The sequence below is a fragment of the Halolamina salina genome (assembly GCF_054653455.1).
Genome location: NZ_BAAIGE010000002.1, coordinates 2411733 through 2427168, shown reverse-complemented (window position 1 = coordinate 2427168; position 15436 = coordinate 2411733). Strand labels below are relative to the sequence as shown.

Annotated in this window: 20 protein-coding genes; 5 read left to right on the top strand and 15 right to left on the bottom strand. The window is 70.8% G+C overall.

Annotation, left to right across the window (positions count from 1 at the left end):
• Positions 1-6: 6 nt before the first annotated feature.
• The 5 genes from ACYQZ5_RS12995 to ACYQZ5_RS12975 form a co-directional block, all read right to left on the bottom strand.
• A complete protein-coding gene (locus ACYQZ5_RS12995; protein ID WP_379818157.1) occupies positions 7-672 on the bottom strand; it encodes a translation initiation factor IF-6 in 666 nt (221 codons plus the stop codon).
• A 6-nt stretch (positions 673-678) separates the two neighbouring features.
• Positions 679-957: a 50S ribosomal protein L31e gene (locus tag ACYQZ5_RS12990; RefSeq protein WP_379732532.1), complete on the bottom strand. Its 279-nt coding sequence runs from the start codon at positions 955-957 to the stop codon at positions 679-681.
• Positions 957-1109 (bottom strand): 50S ribosomal protein L39e, encoded by a 153-nt coding sequence (locus ACYQZ5_RS12985; RefSeq protein WP_049981178.1) that lies wholly within the window; start codon positions 1107-1109, stop codon positions 957-959. Before ACYQZ5_RS12985 ends, ACYQZ5_RS12990 begins: the two co-directional genes overlap by 1 nt.
• A gap of 50 nt (positions 1110-1159) precedes the next feature.
• Positions 1160-1690, bottom strand: coding sequence for a hypothetical protein (locus ACYQZ5_RS12980; protein WP_379818158.1), 531 nt, complete (start codon positions 1688-1690; stop codon positions 1160-1162).
• 111 nt (positions 1691-1801) lie between these two features.
• A complete protein-coding gene (locus ACYQZ5_RS12975) occupies positions 1802-2491 on the bottom strand; it encodes a DUF5828 family protein (RefSeq protein ID WP_379732099.1) in 690 nt (229 codons plus the stop codon).
• A gap of 116 nt (positions 2492-2607) precedes the next feature.
• Between ACYQZ5_RS12975 and ACYQZ5_RS12970 the strand changes: the two genes are divergently transcribed.
• The 3 genes from ACYQZ5_RS12970 to ACYQZ5_RS12960 are packed head-to-tail and all read left to right on the top strand — an operon-like array spanning position 2608 to position 5020.
• On the top strand, positions 2608-2988 hold the full coding sequence (locus ACYQZ5_RS12970; protein WP_379732098.1) for a helix-turn-helix domain-containing protein: 381 nt from the start codon (positions 2608-2610) through the stop codon (positions 2986-2988).
• A 42-nt stretch (positions 2989-3030) separates the two neighbouring features.
• On the top strand, positions 3031-4332 hold the full coding sequence (gene thrC, locus ACYQZ5_RS12965; protein ID WP_379818159.1) for a threonine synthase: 1302 nt from the start codon (positions 3031-3033) through the stop codon (positions 4330-4332).
• A gap of 43 nt (positions 4333-4375) precedes the next feature.
• Positions 4376-5020 (top strand): DUF7095 family protein, encoded by a 645-nt coding sequence (locus ACYQZ5_RS12960; RefSeq protein WP_379732095.1) that lies wholly within the window; start codon positions 4376-4378, stop codon positions 5018-5020.
• 42 nt (positions 5021-5062) lie between these two features.
• On the opposite strand, the gene ftsZ is transcribed toward ACYQZ5_RS12960, so the two are convergent.
• From ftsZ to ACYQZ5_RS12945, 3 genes are all read right to left on the bottom strand, one after another.
• Positions 5063-6262 (bottom strand): cell division protein FtsZ, encoded by a 1200-nt coding sequence (gene ftsZ, locus ACYQZ5_RS12955; protein WP_379818160.1) that lies wholly within the window; start codon positions 6260-6262, stop codon positions 5063-5065.
• Between the two features lie 3 nt (positions 6263-6265).
• On the bottom strand, positions 6266-6439 hold the full coding sequence (locus tag ACYQZ5_RS12950) for a transcriptional regulator CdrS (protein ID WP_379732021.1): 174 nt from the start codon (positions 6437-6439) through the stop codon (positions 6266-6268).
• Between the two features lie 187 nt (positions 6440-6626).
• A complete protein-coding gene (locus tag ACYQZ5_RS12945) occupies positions 6627-7130 on the bottom strand; it encodes a double zinc ribbon domain-containing protein (protein WP_379732022.1) in 504 nt (167 codons plus the stop codon).
• A gap of 157 nt (positions 7131-7287) precedes the next feature.
• Between ACYQZ5_RS12945 and ACYQZ5_RS12940 the strand changes: the two genes are divergently transcribed.
• Together ACYQZ5_RS12940 and ACYQZ5_RS12935 are read left to right on the top strand one after the other, a co-directional pair.
• On the top strand, positions 7288-7899 hold the full coding sequence (locus tag ACYQZ5_RS12940) for a translation initiation factor IF-2 subunit beta (RefSeq protein ID WP_379732023.1): 612 nt from the start codon (positions 7288-7290) through the stop codon (positions 7897-7899).
• 58 nt (positions 7900-7957) lie between these two features.
• Positions 7958-8329, top strand: coding sequence for a hypothetical protein (locus ACYQZ5_RS12935; protein ID WP_379732024.1), 372 nt, complete (start codon positions 7958-7960; stop codon positions 8327-8329).
• A gap of 10 nt (positions 8330-8339) precedes the next feature.
• Here ACYQZ5_RS12935 and ACYQZ5_RS12930 read toward each other — a convergent pair whose 3' ends face one another.
• From ACYQZ5_RS12930 to ACYQZ5_RS12900, 7 genes are read right to left on the bottom strand one after another with little or no spacing between them, the layout of a single operon-like run.
• A complete protein-coding gene (locus tag ACYQZ5_RS12930) occupies positions 8340-8888 on the bottom strand; it encodes a DUF7261 family protein (RefSeq protein ID WP_459846418.1) in 549 nt (182 codons plus the stop codon).
• On the bottom strand, positions 8876-9283 hold the full coding sequence (locus ACYQZ5_RS12925; RefSeq protein WP_379818161.1) for a DUF7262 family protein: 408 nt from the start codon (positions 9281-9283) through the stop codon (positions 8876-8878). The genes ACYQZ5_RS12930 and ACYQZ5_RS12925 overlap by 13 nt, the downstream gene beginning before the upstream one ends.
• Positions 9276-9932, bottom strand: coding sequence for a DUF7263 family protein (locus ACYQZ5_RS12920; RefSeq protein WP_459846416.1), 657 nt, complete (start codon positions 9930-9932; stop codon positions 9276-9278). Before ACYQZ5_RS12920 ends, ACYQZ5_RS12925 begins: the two co-directional genes overlap by 8 nt.
• On the bottom strand, positions 9929-10399 hold the full coding sequence (locus ACYQZ5_RS12915; protein WP_459846414.1) for a DUF7266 family protein: 471 nt from the start codon (positions 10397-10399) through the stop codon (positions 9929-9931). Before ACYQZ5_RS12915 ends, ACYQZ5_RS12920 begins: the two co-directional genes overlap by 4 nt.
• Complete coding sequence (locus tag ACYQZ5_RS12910; protein ID WP_459846412.1) at positions 10396-11202, bottom strand: DUF7289 family protein; 807 nt, start codon at positions 11200-11202, stop codon at positions 10396-10398. Before ACYQZ5_RS12910 ends, ACYQZ5_RS12915 begins: the two co-directional genes overlap by 4 nt.
• The gene (locus ACYQZ5_RS12905; protein ID WP_459846410.1) at positions 11199-13106 is read right to left on the bottom strand and encodes a type II secretion system F family protein; all 1908 of its coding nucleotides are present in this window, start codon (positions 13104-13106) and stop codon (positions 11199-11201) included. Before ACYQZ5_RS12905 ends, ACYQZ5_RS12910 begins: the two co-directional genes overlap by 4 nt.
• Positions 13103-15334 carry a type II/IV secretion system ATPase subunit gene (locus ACYQZ5_RS12900; protein WP_459846408.1) on the bottom strand — a complete coding sequence of 744 codons (2232 nt, stop codon included), beginning with the start codon at positions 15332-15334 and terminating at the stop codon, positions 13103-13105. Before ACYQZ5_RS12900 ends, ACYQZ5_RS12905 begins: the two co-directional genes overlap by 4 nt.
• Positions 15335-15436 lie beyond the last annotated feature (102 nt).

Below are 15436 nucleotides of genomic sequence, written 5' to 3'. Positions count from 1 at the left end.
CGCGGCTCAGTCCAGGTAGCCCAGCGTGTCCTCGATGCGGCCCAGCTCCGGCCCGGTGGTATCCTGCCCGACGACGTAGCCCTCGTCGGTCGCGACCAGCCCCGAGCCGACGAGGGGCGCACCGTAGTTGATCGTCCCCACGTCGGCGTACACGTCGAGCAGCGACTCGACGGTCTCCAGTTCGGCCTCGCGGGCGTCGGGCTGACAGAGCACGCCCTCGTTGGTGGCGACCGCGGCGGTGCCGACGGTGTCCACGTCGCCCAGCGAGCCGCGCTCGACGGGGACCGCGAGCGCCTCCTCGACGACGCCGACCTGTTCGTCGGTCAGGTCCGGGTGGACGTACGCGCCGCTGTCGTTGGCGAGCACGACGTTGCCGGCGGCGTTGATCTTCCCCGGCAGCCCGTAGACGGGCTTGTCGGTCGCCGTCTCGATGCGCTCGCGCTCGCGTTCGGTGACCCGGCCCGAGACGAGCAGGCCGTTCTCGTTGCCGACCGCCAGCGCGCCGACGGTGTTGGAGCCGGCGACGGTGGTCGGCAGGGCGTCGACGCCGAGCTCGTCGGTCATCCCCTCGATCACGTCCTCCTCGGCGTCGGGACGGATCAGCAGACAGTCCTCGGTCGCTCGCGCGAACACCCCGACGTACGAGGAGCCGGCGAAAGCCGCGCGGAACACGGCGTGTTACTCCGCCGGCTCGGCTTCGACGACCGTCTCGCCGTCCTCGTCGAACCGTGCGGCCCGCACGCGGATCGAGCTCGGGGGCTTGCTTCGCCCGCGCTCCCAGACGGCCTCGTTGACGGCCGGGTCCAGACGGACCTCCTCCTCCTCGACGGAGAACTGGGTCGCGAGGTGCTCGGTGACGATCGCCATCGCGGCGTCGGCCCGTTCCTGCTTCGGAGCCTTCTTCGCGTCGCGGAGCGGGACGGTGACGACCCGCTCCTCGAAGTCGCTCGCGCTCATTACTCGTCGATGTTAGACCGCCGCCAGTTGCGCCGCTTCGGGTTGCGGGTGACTTCCATGTCGGTCTTCATCATGACCCACGCGGGCACGCGAGAGTTCTGTCGCTCCTTCTTCCCGAGTCGCTTCTTCTGCGCTTTCGATTTCTTCCCCATAGTGGCCGCCAGTTCCCTCGCTCGACGTAAAACGCTGTTCATCCGTGCGCTCAGGGGCCGGTTTCGACCCCGAGGTGGACGGTGAGCGAGACGGTCTCACCGCTCCGGGCCGCCCGATAGGCGCCGCAGGCCCGGTGGTTCCCGTCGAGCAGCAGCGGCGGCCACTCGCCGTCGCGCTGCCACGCGACGGCGGCACCGAACGCCCGGGCGGGACGCTCGGCGAACCACGCAACTTTCTCGGCCGCCCCGGGGACCTCCGCGGCGACTGACCCGTCGTCCAGCCGCTCGACCGCGCCCGCGACGGTGCCGTCCGCGGAGAGCCACTCCCACCCCGACCCCGGGAACGTCCCCAACTCCCCTACCTCGTCGCCGTCGAGTTCGACGGCGTACCACTCCCGGCCGTCGACGACCGGCTCGGCGGGCTCCTCGTACGTCTCGGTGAGTTCCCGCAGGAGTCGCTCGCGGTCCCAGCCGGCCGGGTCGGCGTCGGGGTAGGCGTCCTTCCGGGCCTCGCGCTCGACCCACTCGCGGAGGACGGTCTCGACGGGGATCGGCTCGCCGCGTTCGGTCCAGTCGGTCACGGTGACATCCCTCGGGAGAACGGAGAAATCGGTTGTGGTCGCCGTCGCAGCCTCAGTTCGTCGTCGACTTCTTCCAAGCCGACGACGAATGTCGCGGCTGAGGGCCCAGCCTTAGTTCGTCGTCGACTTGGAACTCCCTTCGTTATCGGGCGAGGAGAACTCCGCACCTTCGGCGGCCTCGGCGGTCTCGACCTGCTTCTCGGTGTCGACGTGCCAGCGATCGACCTCGTCGTCGTACTGCGCGAGCCGCTCGCTGACCTCGTCTTTGAGTTCGTCGTCGTTGACGTTCACCTCGAAGACGAACTCGGTCCCGTCGCCACGGGAGCTGCGCTGGACGTTCGCGCTGATCAGCTCGTTGTCGAAGTAGTACGGCGCGAGCTGGGTCATCACTTTCCGGTAGACGGTGTCCTCGACGGTCCGGATCGCCTTCCGGCCCGCCGAGTCCGCCGCGCGGGTGGCGTAGTCGATGGAGTCCTGCCAGCGCTCGATCGCGCCGCCGTTGTCGCCCTCCTCGACTTTCTCGTAGGACTCGGTCAGCTTCTCGCCCGCGGACTTGATGTCGTCCTCGGGACCCTTCCCCTCGCGCTCGCCGGGGCCTTCCTTGATGCTGGCCTGCTCGGCGGTCTTCTCCTCGACGTCCTCGCCGAGGGTCTCGTGTGCCTTCGGGCGCCACTCGTCCCACTCCTCGAACGCCTCGCCGTCGACGCCGGCGTCCCGGAGCGCACGGCTGATCCGCTCGCCGTGTTCGACGATGTCGCCCCACGAGCCGCGCTGTTTGAAGCCGGCGATGCTCTCCTCCATCTTCTCGCCGGAACGAACGTCGTGCGGCCACATAAGTCCACGCAGTCCGTGTTCCCACGGCACACGACCGGTGCCGGTGCCACTCGGCTTTTAGCGCCGGACGGCCGACCGCCGGTATGAGCGACACCGCGAGCAGCCCGGCGATCCCCGACCTCGTCGAGACGGACTCCCCCGACTTCCGGGCGATCCTCTCCTGCGTGTTCGGCGTGCAGGCCCCCGAGAGCCGGACGTACCTCCTCCTGCTGGACAGCCCCGACAGCACCGTCGCGGAGCTGGCCGACGAGCTCGACCGCGACCGAAGCAACGTCAACCGCTCGCTGACGGCGCTGCTGGAGAAGGGGCTGGTCGAGCGCCGGCGCCGCCTGCTCGACCCCGGCGGTTACGTGTACGAGTACACCGCCGTCCCGCTCCCCGAGGCCAAGGGGATGCTCCACGAGGCGCTGGACGAGTGGGTCGAGCGCGTCCACGAGCGCATCGACGAGTTCGGCCGGGACTGATCGTCGGCCCACTTTTCTCCCCCGCGCTCCCAGTCCGTTCCGATGACCGACGCGCTCTCGCTCGACGCCCCGGCGCCGACCCGGCCCGACGGCGTCGACGCCGACTGCTGGCTGGCCTGTATCGACTGCGGCGCCACCTACCCCCCGTTCGCGGCGGTGCGGTACGCGTGTGACGACTGCGGCGGCCTGCTCGAAGTCCGCTACGCCGACCTGCCCGACTGGGACGAGTTCTCCGGCCGGGGCGTCTGGCGCTACGCCGACGCGCTCCCCTTCGAGACGGGCCGCACTGGCCCCGTCGATCCCGAGAACCCCGCGGGGGTGAGCCTCCCCGAGGGCGACACGCCCCTCTACGAGGTGCCCGGGATCGAGGCCGATCTCGGACTCGACCGCCTCCGCGTCAAACACGAGGGGATGAACCCGACGGGGAGCTTCAAGGATCGCGGCATGACCGTCGGCGTCGGCGCCGCCGCCGCCGTCGGCGTCGATCGGCTGGCCTGCGCGTCGACGGGGAACACCTCCGCCGCACTCGCGGCCTACGGCGCCCGCGCCGACCTCGAGACGCTCGTCCTCCTCCCCGCCGGGAAGGTCGCCGCCGGGAAGGTCGCACAGGCCGCGATCCACGACGCGCGCATCCTCGAAGTCGACGGCAACTTCGACGACTGCCTCGACATCGTCCAGGAACTCGCCAACCGCGGCGAGGCGTACCTGCTGAACTCCCTCAACCCATTCCGGCTGGAGGGGCAGAAGACGATCGGCCTCGAGATCCTCGAACGCTTCCGCGACGAGGAGGGCGGCTTCCCGGACCGGATCGTGCTCCCGGTCGGGAACGCGGGCAACACCGCGGCGCTGTACAAGTGCTTCCGCGAACTCGTGCAGGCCGGCGCGCTCGCGCGTGCGGACGTTCCAAAGCTCACGGGCGTCCAGGCGGCTGGCGCCGCCCCGTTCGTCGAGGCGATCGAGAGCGGTGCCGAGGGCGTCGAGCGCTGGGACCACGTCGAGACCCGGGCGACCGCGATCCGGATCGGCGAGCCCGTGAACGCGCCGAAGGCGCTGCCCGGCGTGCGAGAGACAGGGGGGACTGCCGTCGCCGTCACGGACGAGCAGATCACCGAGGCCCAGCGCGAGCTCGCACGTGAGGGAATCGGCGTCGAACCCGCCTCTGCCGCCTCGATCGCCGGCCTCAGGGAGCTCCGTGAACGCGGCGAGATCGACGCCGACGAGCGCGTGGTCTGTCTGACCACCGGCCACCTGCTGAAGGACCCCGAGGCCGCGACCGCCGCCAGTGACGACCCCGAGCCGGTCGGAAACGACGTGGACGCGGTCTTGGAGTTAGTCGGCGAATAACGACAGCGTCAGCCTCTTGCTCGCGGCCCCGTTCTCCTGCCGCATGGAGCGTGCCGCCGCGCTCGACCGAATCGAGCGCCTGCTCGACACGATCGAGTCCGATACGATGCCCGTGCCGGTCCGAGAGGTCTGGCTCTACGGCGACGCCGCGCTCGGGCTCGACCCCGTCGACCGCCTCGACGTCTACCTCACGAAGGACATCCTGCTGGAGAGCGACGACGAGGCCGCCGACCGCTTCGAGCGGGAGTACGGCGTGAAAGGCGTCGGCAGCACCGTCCGCGCCGAGTGGGCCGAACAGTTCCCCGACTGCCTGCGTGCCAGCGAGAACGGCTACGCTGCACCCGAGAAGTGTCTCGCCGCCCACCTCACCGATCCCGACGAGCCGATCCACCTCGAAGTGTGTAACGCCCCCTTCGGCGACAACGTCACCCAGCGGCTGCAGGGCGCGCTGGATCGGGATGCCTACGAACAGGTGCTCGACCCTCGTGGGGCCTGCCTCTGGACCGACGGCGAGCGCGAGACGGAGACGATCGAGAAGCTCCGGGCGGGCGAACTCGCCTTCCCGACGCTACCCGGGGCGCTGGAGATGCTCGGCGCCGACGAGGACGACGCCCGAGCCGCCGCCGAGGCAGTCCGAGAGCGTCGCGAGAAGCAGGACGGGGCGACCGTCCGCGGCGACGTGGTGTAGCCACGGCTGGTCGGGGGCGAAAAACGGGAGAACGGCGCCGCGTCAGCGGATGACGTCGACGTTACTGTCGCTGTCGTCGTGGTCGCGGCCGCCGCCGTCCCGGGCCGCGCCGCCGCGCTGGGTCGCCTGCTGTGCGTTGCTCTTGGCGTCGAAGTCGACGTTCTCGAGGTCGTCCTCGTTGAGCGCGCGCCGGGACTCGTTGGCCTGCTGCTGCGTGCCCGACCCGAGCACCTGCGCCGACTGGACGCCGGTCATGATGGCCATGACCCGCACTTTCCCCTTGTACTCCTCCTGGATCCGGGCGCCCCAGATGACGTTGGCGCTGGCCTCCAGCCGCTCGGTGATGCTGTCGGCGATCCCCTCGGCCTCCTTCAGCGTGAGGTCGGGACCGCCGGTGATGTGGACGAGGCCGCCGGTGGCGCCGCGGTAGTCCACGTCCAGCAGGGGGTGGTTCATCGCGTCGTTGACCACCTCGTCGGTCTTGTTGGAGTCTTGGGTCTCGCCGACCAGCATCACCGCGACCCCACCCTGATTCATGATCGTGGACATGTCCGCGTAGTCCAGATTGATCAGGCTGGGCTGGGTGATGGTCTCCGAGATGCCCTTGACCGTCTCCGCGATGATCTGGTCCATCACGGAGAACGCTTTCCCGATCGGCAGGTTCGGGACGTAGTCCAGCAGTCGGTTGTTGTCGAGGACGATGATCGAGTCCGCCTCGTCGCGCAGCCGCTCCAGCCCCTCTTCGGCCTTCACGGTACGGGCGCGCTCGACGTTGAACGGCGTCGAAACCATCCCGACGACGATCGCACCCTGCTCCTTGGCGATGTTCGAGACGACGGGCGCGGCACCGGTACCGGTGCCACCGCCCATGCCGGCGGTCACGAACACGAGGTCCGCGTCGCCCAGCACCTCCTTGATCGTCCCCTGAGCCATCTCGGTGGCGCGCTCGCCCATCTCGGGGTCGCCGCCCGCACCGAGCCCCTGAGTGAGGGACTTGCCGACGAGGATCTTCGTGTCGGCTTCGATCATCTTCAGGTGCTGCTTGTCCGTGTTGATCGCGATGGTCTCGGCGCCCTCGACGCCGATGTTGTAGAGGCGGTTGATCGTGTTGTTCCCCGCCCCGCCGGCACCGACGATGACGATCCGGGGATCCCCGAACTCGTCGTCGTCGGTGTCGATGTCCTGCATCGATCGCTGCTCGGCCTCCGCGTTGTCGAGTGCGTCCTGAACGATGTCCTGCATGTATTACACCTTGGCCCAGCTGCGATCACGGCCGCCGTCGGCCGTGTCGTTCTCGTCGATCATCTCGCGGACGGCCGAGCGAATCGCTTCGCTACGGTTGGGGAACTCCCCAGTCTCGACCATCTGTTCGACCTCTTCGACCTGCTGTCGTGGAATTCGCAGTGTGACACGCTCCATGTTGGTTTCCCCCGGTAAGACGAACCGGCGCGAGCCGTCGCCTACAGTCCCGTCCGGCCGGGTTCCCCGCCCCGCCGGCTCTGTAAGACGACCGTCTTACGCGTGCACACCAACGTAGCTATCTGATAAAAAGCTTCCGCCGGTTTCGCCCGGATGTAAGACATCGGACGGCGCTGTCAGACACGGGCTACGCCCGGTCGAACAGCTCGGAGGTCGGACTGCGGCGGCCACAGCCCGGGCAGAACGTCCAGTCCGAGCGGATTTCCTCGCCGCACTCGCAGTGTGCCTGCTGCCGGCGTTCCTCGCCGCAGTTGGGGCAGAACGAGTGGTCGGCGCTCACGGCCGCTCCGCACTGTTTACACGCTTCTTCGTCGTCCGCCGTCTCCGTCGCGACGTCGACGTTCGTCCCGTCGGCACCGTCGACGCTCGCTTCACCGTCGAGGTTGATGTTGACGGTGAGTTCGGGCGCCGTTGCCGCCCGTTTGTTGTCGGCTGTCGCCGCCCGTTCGTCGTCGGCCGTCGCCGACTGCTCGCCGCTGGCGTCTCCCGTCACCTCCCGCTGGCCGCCCACGTCGGGGTGGCGGTCGAGGAACTCCCGCAGCGCCTCGCGCATCACCTCGCTTTTGGACGCGTCGAGCGCGTCCAGCTGCTCGACGAGCGCGTCGTCGGCGCGGAAGGTGATCTTGCTCACACCGGGGAAGTTGGGTCGCACCCGTTAAGTAGTTTCCCCAGACCCGGCGGAGCGACGGTCACACCCCCGTTTACGCCCGCGCTCGCGCACGCGTTGGTCAGAATGTACTCGCCGTCCCCTCGGAAGTCATAAACCTCCTCCGCCGGTTATCACGGGTATGGAGTACGAGGAGCAACTCGATCGGGCGCTCGAGAACGTGCCCGAACTGGGCGGGAGCGACGAGCGACTCAGCGTCCCCGACCCGCAGGTACAGAAAGACGGGGCGTTCACCCGCTTTACCAACCTCAAGGAGATCGCCGATGCGCTCTCCCGGGAGTCCGAACACCTCCACCGTGAGATCCAGAGCGAGCTCGGCACCGCCGGCCAGTTCGAGGACGGCCGCTCGCGCTACAACGGGAGCTTCTCCCAGCGGGACATCCAGGCCGCCATCGACAGCTACATCGAGGAGTTCGTCCGCTGTTCGGAGTGTGGCCTCCCCGACACCCGGCTGGTCAACGAGGACGGCACGATGATGCTGCGCTGTGAGGCGTGTGGGGCGTTCCGCCCGGTCACCAAGCAGTCCACGAGCAGCAGTCAGGAGACCACCACCGACATCGAGGAGGGCGAGACGTACGAGGTCGAGATCACCGACACCGGCCGGAAGGGCGACGGCGTCGCCAAGCGCGGCGACTACACCATGTTCGTCTCCGGCGCCGAGGAGGGCGAGACGGTGCGCGCCCGGGTCAACAACGTCTCGGGCAACCTCGTGTTCGCCCGGAAAGTGAACTAGCCGCCCGACGCTCCTGCCGGCCACCACTGCCTTGACTGTCGACGCCCTACCTTGGGGTATGTCCGACGATGTTCCCCCCGACGAGCAGGCCGAACGCCGCCAACGCGACCGCCGCGAGCGACAGGAGGAGATCCTCTCGGAGTTCGAGTCGGCCGTCGACGACGTGAAGTTCCCGAGCAACAGCGCCGAGATCCGGGCGGAGCTCCGGGACGCCCCCGACGAGGTGGTCGCCGAGGAGGAGTCGCTGGGCAGCGTGCTCGACCGCCTCGACGACGAGTTCGAGGACGAACAGGCCGCCCGCGACGCGATCATGGAGGAGCTCGGCGAGGCCGAACACGCAGACCCCGCGACGACCGAGCGTGAGGAGATCGCCGAGACCGAACGCGAGACCACGGGCGTCGTCGACGAGATCGACGAGGACGAGGCGTAGTCACCCCCTCTCACCCGTCGGCCCGGACCACGACGGTCAGCGCCGTCTCCCCGCGGTCGTCGACGACTCGGAGGTCGTACGCGACCGCCAGCAGGTGCGTCTCGCCCGCTCGTTCCTGAACCACCATCCCGCCGATCGCGTCACAGTCGCCGAACAGCCGCCCCGCACCGCTCGGACAGTTCTCCGTTGCCCACGCGTCCGCGGCGCTCCCGTTGCGTTCGATCCGGACCGCGACCCCCCGTTCTACCTGTGCGGCCTCGATCTCCCGCTCCCGCGGCGCGAGCGACGCGTTTACCTGCGCGACCGCGCCGGTTCGACCCTGCCACGGGTGGCCGACCGCTTCGCCGCCGGCGTCGTACACCGCGCGTTCGAGTAGGCGGATCGTCTCGCTGCCGGGCGTTTCCGGCGCCGTCGACGCCGCCACGTCCTCGTGGTACCCCAGTTGGAGGTACGCAAAGCCCAGCGGGAGCAGTGCCAGCGCCAGCATCGCCGCCGCGACGAGCACCGTCTGCCCGCGATCGTTCCCTCGAACCCCCGTCTCCCGGCTCACGCGTACCACACCCTGATTATCACCCGGCCGCCCACGGTCGGCACCGTCGCTCGCCCCGTCGGCACGCCTGTCGGACGCCGGAAGCCGACGGCGCCGTGGGGGGTCTCGACCCGGTACATGAGGTTCTCCGGCAGGATCCGCTCGACGCGGTGGGCGAGTGCCGCCCGCTCGCGCTCGAACGCCGACTGGGACCGTGTCACCTCGGAGAGCCGGGTCAGCCCGCCGTGCTGGGGCGGCTCGCGGGAGAGCACCGTGCCGGCGTCCTCCGCGTACCGATCGAGTTGGGCCTCGTCGGCGCCGGCGGCGGGCAGCCCGAGCGCGAACGTCGCCGTCGCCGCGAACAGTAGCAACACCCCGACGGCGGCCTCGACCATCGTGAGCGAGAGCTGGCCGCGGTCAGCCATCGACGGTCACCCGGAGGGTGGCTTTCTCGGTTCGCAGCGGCCGCGACTCGACGCCGACCTGTGCCGTGCCACCCTCGAAGGTGAGCGTGACCGTCTCGTACCGCGAGGGTTCGACGACGAACTGCCCCGCGAGCCCGCCGGGGTCGTGGAGCACGACCCGGCCGTTGGCCCGGACCGTCTCCACCGTCGAGCCGGGACCGAACGTCAGCTCGACGCGGTCGGTCCGGCGGGGAAGCGTGAGCCCGTCGCCGTCGCCGACGGCGACCGATCGAGAGCGCGTCGTGCGCTCGGCGGCGAGCACCACTCGCTCGACGGTCGCGCCGGTGGGATCACCGCGTTCGAGTATCGTCTCACCATCCAGCCGGACCCGGACCGAGCGGTTCGCGACCGGCGGCGCGAGCGCGTCGAGGTCGGACGGGGAGAGCGCCTCGACTGTCTCCCGATCGAGCACGTTCTCCCGCACGGTCGTCGCGTCGGCGCTCACGAGCCGCTCGGCCGCGGCGCCGGCGGCGCGGCGCTCGCCGGGTTCGCGGTCGGCTCCCGCCAACGCCCCGTCGGCGACCACCAGCCCCAGTGCGGTTGCCGACACCAGGGCGGTGAGCGCGACCGCCAGCGAGAGCAGGTTCGCCTGCCCGCGGGCGTCGCTCATCCCTCACCCCCCAGATGCTCCCGCGCCGTGAGTTCGACGGAGAGTCCCCCGCGATCGCCCGTGACGAGCACTACGGTGTCGTCGCTGCTCCGCCACGCGCCGTCGACGGAGTCGACGCGTTCGGGGAGTGCGAGCCGAGCGCGGGCGTCGACGGCTGGCGAGGGGTGATCGAGCACCAGGGTCCGGTTCTCGACGGCGATCCGGTAGTTCTCGCCCCGGATCGACCGCGGGAGGTCCACGCCGTGGACGGTCCGGACGCCCCTCGCGGCCGGCGGCACCGCGTTCTCGACGCGCTCGGCCGCCGCGACGACCGCGCGGTCGCCGACCTCGGTGCCGACCGCGTCGCGGTAGTCGGGCACCGCACCGCCGTACAGCGCGGTCGTCATCGCGCCGACGAACAGCACGACGATCCCGACCTCCAGCGCCTTCCCGACCGCGGGCGTGACCCCGCGATCGTCACTGATCACGTCTCCACCTCCAGTTTCGTCTCGTGAATCACGAGATACCCCGTCCGCTCGCCGGGGAACGCGGCGACGACGCTCGCGTGCTCGTCGCCGTCGAACGCCCGCCGGCTCACGCTCGCGTTCGTCTCGGCGAAGTAGCGCTCCCACGCGCCCGGCGTCGCCGTCTCGACCGCGAGGCGGTACTCGCCGCCGCCGAGTTCGCGGCGCTCGTGGCTCGTCTCGGTCCGCAGCGTCGCCGACACGCTCTCCCCGGCGACCGAGGCGGTTCCGCTCGCGTTCAGGACTGGCAGGCCGACGAGCAGGAGGCCGTCCCCGGTCGCGATCGGCGGCCTCTCGTCCAGCAGGGAGGCGTTCCCGGCTCCGCGGGCGACGGCGCCGGCGAGGAACGTCACCCGGCGCTCGCCCGCCTCGAACACGAGCGCGTCCGCCTCGTGTTCGGCGACGACCCCGTCGCCGTCGAGTAGTCTGACCGTCCGCGATTCGACAGTCAGGCTCCCTTCGCCGAACGCGAGGTCGTGGCGTTCGACGCCGGTCGACTCCGACGGCTCCATCGCCGCGAGCGCGTCAGCGACGCGGTCGGCGTCGGCCGCCGCGGCGTTGCTCTCGACCACGTCTCCGACGCCCGCCGTGAGCGCGCCCATCGAGATCGTGGTGATCGCGAGGAGGAGCGCGACACCGACGACGTGGGATTGTGCGCGGCGGCATGGAGTGCTGTCGCCGCCGCGCTGCGACTGCGCTCGGTGGCATGGGGTGGTGTCGCCGTCGCGCTGTGACTGCCCCCGACGGCGTGGGGTGGTGTCGCTCACGCCAGCCCCACCCCCGCGAACACCGCGGCGGTCAGTCCGGCCAGCAGGCTGGAGTGCAGCAACGCGTCGTAGGGGCCGCGGCTGGCCATCCCCGCGAACCAGCCCGCGGCGATCGAGGTGGCGACGGCGACGACCGCGAACCGGAACCGCTCGCGTTCGGGCTGGATCGCGTTCGGGTCCAGCGCGAACCCGGCGGAGCCGGGCATCGCCGATAGCTGGCTGAACCCGTCGAGCACGTACAGGTCGACCGCGAGGACGATCGCGACCACCAGCAGCGCCGTCACCCAGCCGACGCCGACGTACACCGCGAGGTCGCTGCGAAGCGCCTTCTTTTCGTGATACAGCTGCCCGACCTCGGTCTGGAGTGTCTCGAACACCGACTCGGTGTCGCTGCCGGCGTCGAGCGCCCCCGTCACCAGCCCCATCGTCTGGGCCGCAAGCGGTGTGCCCACGCGATCGACGAACCGCGACAGCGCCGCAGTCCGGCGATCCGTCCCCGCGGGGCTGTCCGACAGCGAGAGGTCGAACGCCAGCGACGCCACGTCGCCCTGCAGCGGGCCGAGATCCACGTCCTCGGCCACCAGCTCGACCGCCTCGCCGAACGGTCGCCCGAGCCCGACGTGGCCCGAGACGGCGTGGACGAACTCCTGTATCTCCCGGTCTTTCGCGTCGTCGATACGTGCGCGGCGGACCGCGACGGCGCCGACCGGGATCCCCCACGCGACGTAGCCCGCGAGCAGCGAGCCGAGCGGATGGATCCGGGCGAGGTGTCCCGCGCCGATCCCCACGAGCGCCAGCGGCGCGAGCACGAGCGCGGCGCTTGCGGGGTTGGTCGGCGCCGAGCGCAGCGTCGCGATCGCCCCCTCGGGCCGGCTGTACGTCACCTGCCGCTCGGTCGGGCGGAGGTGGCCCACCGTCGCCGCCGCACCGGCGCCGACGAGCAGGACGAAGCCGGCGGCGCCGTAGATGAGCGCCGCACGCTGGGTGATCGACCCCAGCGGCGTCGGGAGGGGGGCCGAGAGCCCCGGCGCGAGCACGCTCATCACCGTCAGTACGACCACCAGCAGCGCGGGCATCACGAGCAGCACGACGAACAGCTCCGCGACCAGTTCGAGGAAGCCCTCGTTGCGCCGCTGAGCCTGCGAGCGCTGGTGGCCGAGCATCCGCGCCTCGAGCCCGAGGTAGTTCGCCAGCGCGTCGCCGCCCTGCTCGCTGTGTTCGCGGAACTTCAACAGGAACGGCGCGAGCGTGTCCCGCGAGGGGGTGTCGCGGGCGACACGTCGCAGTCCTTCGTCGAGACTCCCGGTGAGTGCGGCGGTGTTGAGCACCTTCCGCGCCGCGACCGCGGTCTCGCCGTAGGCGTCGTTCTCGGCGACCTTCCGGAGCATCGCCCGCGGCCCGTCGGCGCCGGAGGAGAGTGCATGGAGGTAGCGGGCGGCGCCGGGGAGGGTGCGCTCGATGTCGGCCTTCCGGGCGCTTGCCAGCCAGCCGAGGTAGCGCCCGCCGAGGGCGATCACCCCGCGGCGGGCCACGACACCGACCAGTCTTCCGACGACGGCGCCGACGAGCAAGCGGGGCGGCCGCGGGGCGACGCCAACGGGCGCGACACGCGCGAGCAGTCCCGCGAGCGCGTCGTACGTGCCGGGTGGCGCCGCCAGCGCGATCGCGAGCGTCGGCACGACCGCCAGCACCGCCGTCAGCCACGCCAGCCCGTGGAGCCGGGCGACGTACACGTCGAAGCCGACGCCGAGGTCGGTGCCGCGGTACTGCTCGCGGTGGGCGCTGTGGCGCGCGGCGTCGGCCTCGCTCGCGAACAGTGTGTACAGCGTCCGATCGACTGCCGAGAGCCGAGAGGACGTGGCGTCGGCGTCGACCGCGCTGGGGGGACCGCGCTCGGTGCTCATCGCTCGTCCTCCCCGCCGCCGCCGTCGGCGACCGCGGTCCGCCGGAGACGTTCGACGGTCGCCGCCTCGTCGGTGCGGAGATCCGCGAGCAGGTCGAACAGTTCGCCGAACGCCCGGACGCCCTCGTCGTCGAGAAACTCGACGTAGCGACGCTTCCGACGGAACTCCTGTTCGACTGCCTCCGGCGAGCGATCGGTCGCGGCGGCGATCCGGTGGAACAGCCGGAACCCGCGGTCGTCGGGGGCCGCGGGGTCGCTCGGCCCGGCGAGGGAGAACTCCCCGGTCACGTCGCGGGCGAACACCTCGTTGAAGCAGATCGTGGTGTCGCCCTTCTCGATCACCTCCCCCGCGCCGGGTGGGAGTTCGTCGGCCTGCTCCGGCGTGAGGAACTCGACGGCCCGGGCGACGTAGCGATCGCCGTCCGAGCGATGCGGGAAGACGACGAGGTCGATCTCCTCGAGCAGGTAGGCGGGGACGCCCTGTTCGACCACGCGGTTCACGAGCGTGCGGACGTCCTCGGCGTGGGTCGTGCCGACGACGCCGTGGCCGGTGTTGACGGTCTCGGCGAACGTCTCGAAGCTCTCGGGCGTGTTGATCTCCGCGATCACCTCCGTGTCGGGGTTGAGGTAGTTCGACTCGGTCATCAGATCCGCCATCGTCACCCGCTTGTACTCGCTCTCGTGGTCCCGCGTGGTCAGCGAGACGCCGGTTTCGTGGGGCAGGCGGACCTCCCGCGACCCCTCGTCGATCGAGACCGGGCGGTCGTCGTAGGGGACGAACGGCATGTGGGCGTTCATCAGCGTCGTCTTCCCCACCCCGGTCGGGCCGGAGAACAGCACCACGCCCTGATGCTCGTAGCAGAGCCACAGCAGCGCGACGAGATCGACGGACAGCGTGCCGTTCCGAAGCAGATCGACGGGCGTCATCGCCTCGGCGGCCTGCTTCCGGATGGAGACGTGCGGGCCGCCCTCGCTGATGACCGGCAGCGCGACCGCACACCGCACTGTCTCGGCGACGCCCGGCGGGTCGAGGTTCACCTTTGCGCTGGGGTTCGAGGCGTCGAGTTCGACGCCGTCGCTCGCCGCCAACTGGGTGACGACGTTGACGAAGCTGCTCTCGGTGTCGAAGGCGAGGTTCGTCGGCACCCGGCCCCCGTCGGCGATCTCGCTGCGCGGGACGACCTTCACGCGCTCGCCGACGCGGTTGGCTTCGATGTCCTCCAGGTTCGGGTCCCGGATCGGCACCGTCAGCGGTCCCTCCCCGACGTAGTCGCGGAGGACGTGGTAGACGAGGTCGTCGAGTCGGTCCGCCGCGTAGCGGTCGTCGACCGGCGGCAGCCCCACGCCGAGGTCGGCCAGCGCCGACCGGACCCGGTAGCGCACCGACGCCAGCCACTCCCGGGTGTTCCGTCCGGTGAGTCGGCGGGAAAGCAGCCGCCGCGCGCGCTCGGCGACGAACGCGCGGCGGTCGACGCCGTCGCCGATCACGTCCTCGGTGCTGGCCTCCCAGACGCGCTCCTTGCACTCCGCGATGAGCGCCTCGTCGCCCGGGAGCAGGTCCGGCTCCAACACCGCGTACCGCGTGGCGAAGCGGTCGCTCCCGAGCATGCCGTCGCGGTAGAGGACGACCGGGACGGGGTAGCCCGCGAACTCGACTTCGTAGCGCCGCAGTCGCTCGGCGGCCACGCGGTCGACGAACGCGCCGTCGGCGTCGAGATCGGTCACCGCGGGGGCGAAGTCGGTGGTGTGGACCACGAGGCTGCCGTCGGCGGCGGCCTCGCTGTCGGCGACGCCGACCTCGTCGTCCAGCGCCAGCGGCGTGGCGTCGCCGAGCAGGCGGAGGTCCCGCAGCGCGTGGTAGTGCAGCCGCCGGCGCGCGCCCGGCCCGCCCGAGAGCAGGCGGTCGAGGGTGCGCTCGTACTTCGGCGGAAGCCCCGACTCGGCGCGTTCGACGGCGCCCTGTCGCGTGAGGGGTCGGCGGCGCCGGGTGCCGGCGAAGTGGTCCCGGACGCGGTCGAGTTCGGCCCGCTCGCTCGGCGAGAGCGGCGGTTCCCGGGCGTCGTAGGCGAACTCGGTCGCCCGCTTTTCGCCCCCGTTCCGCGAGACGGTGGCGACGACGCCGGGCGCGCTCTCGTACTGGGCGAGCGTGTCGGGCGCGTACCACGCGTCGCCGTGCTGTGGCGGGGCTGGGGCCGGCACGCGGTCGAACCGTGGCTCCGGGGTGGACATGGTGGTCTTGGGAACCGTTGTTTCGCTATCTGGTTTAAACGTTTTGACGAAGAATTAATTTCTGAAAATATCCTTCCTGCGCGGCCGAGCGTGCTCTCCCGG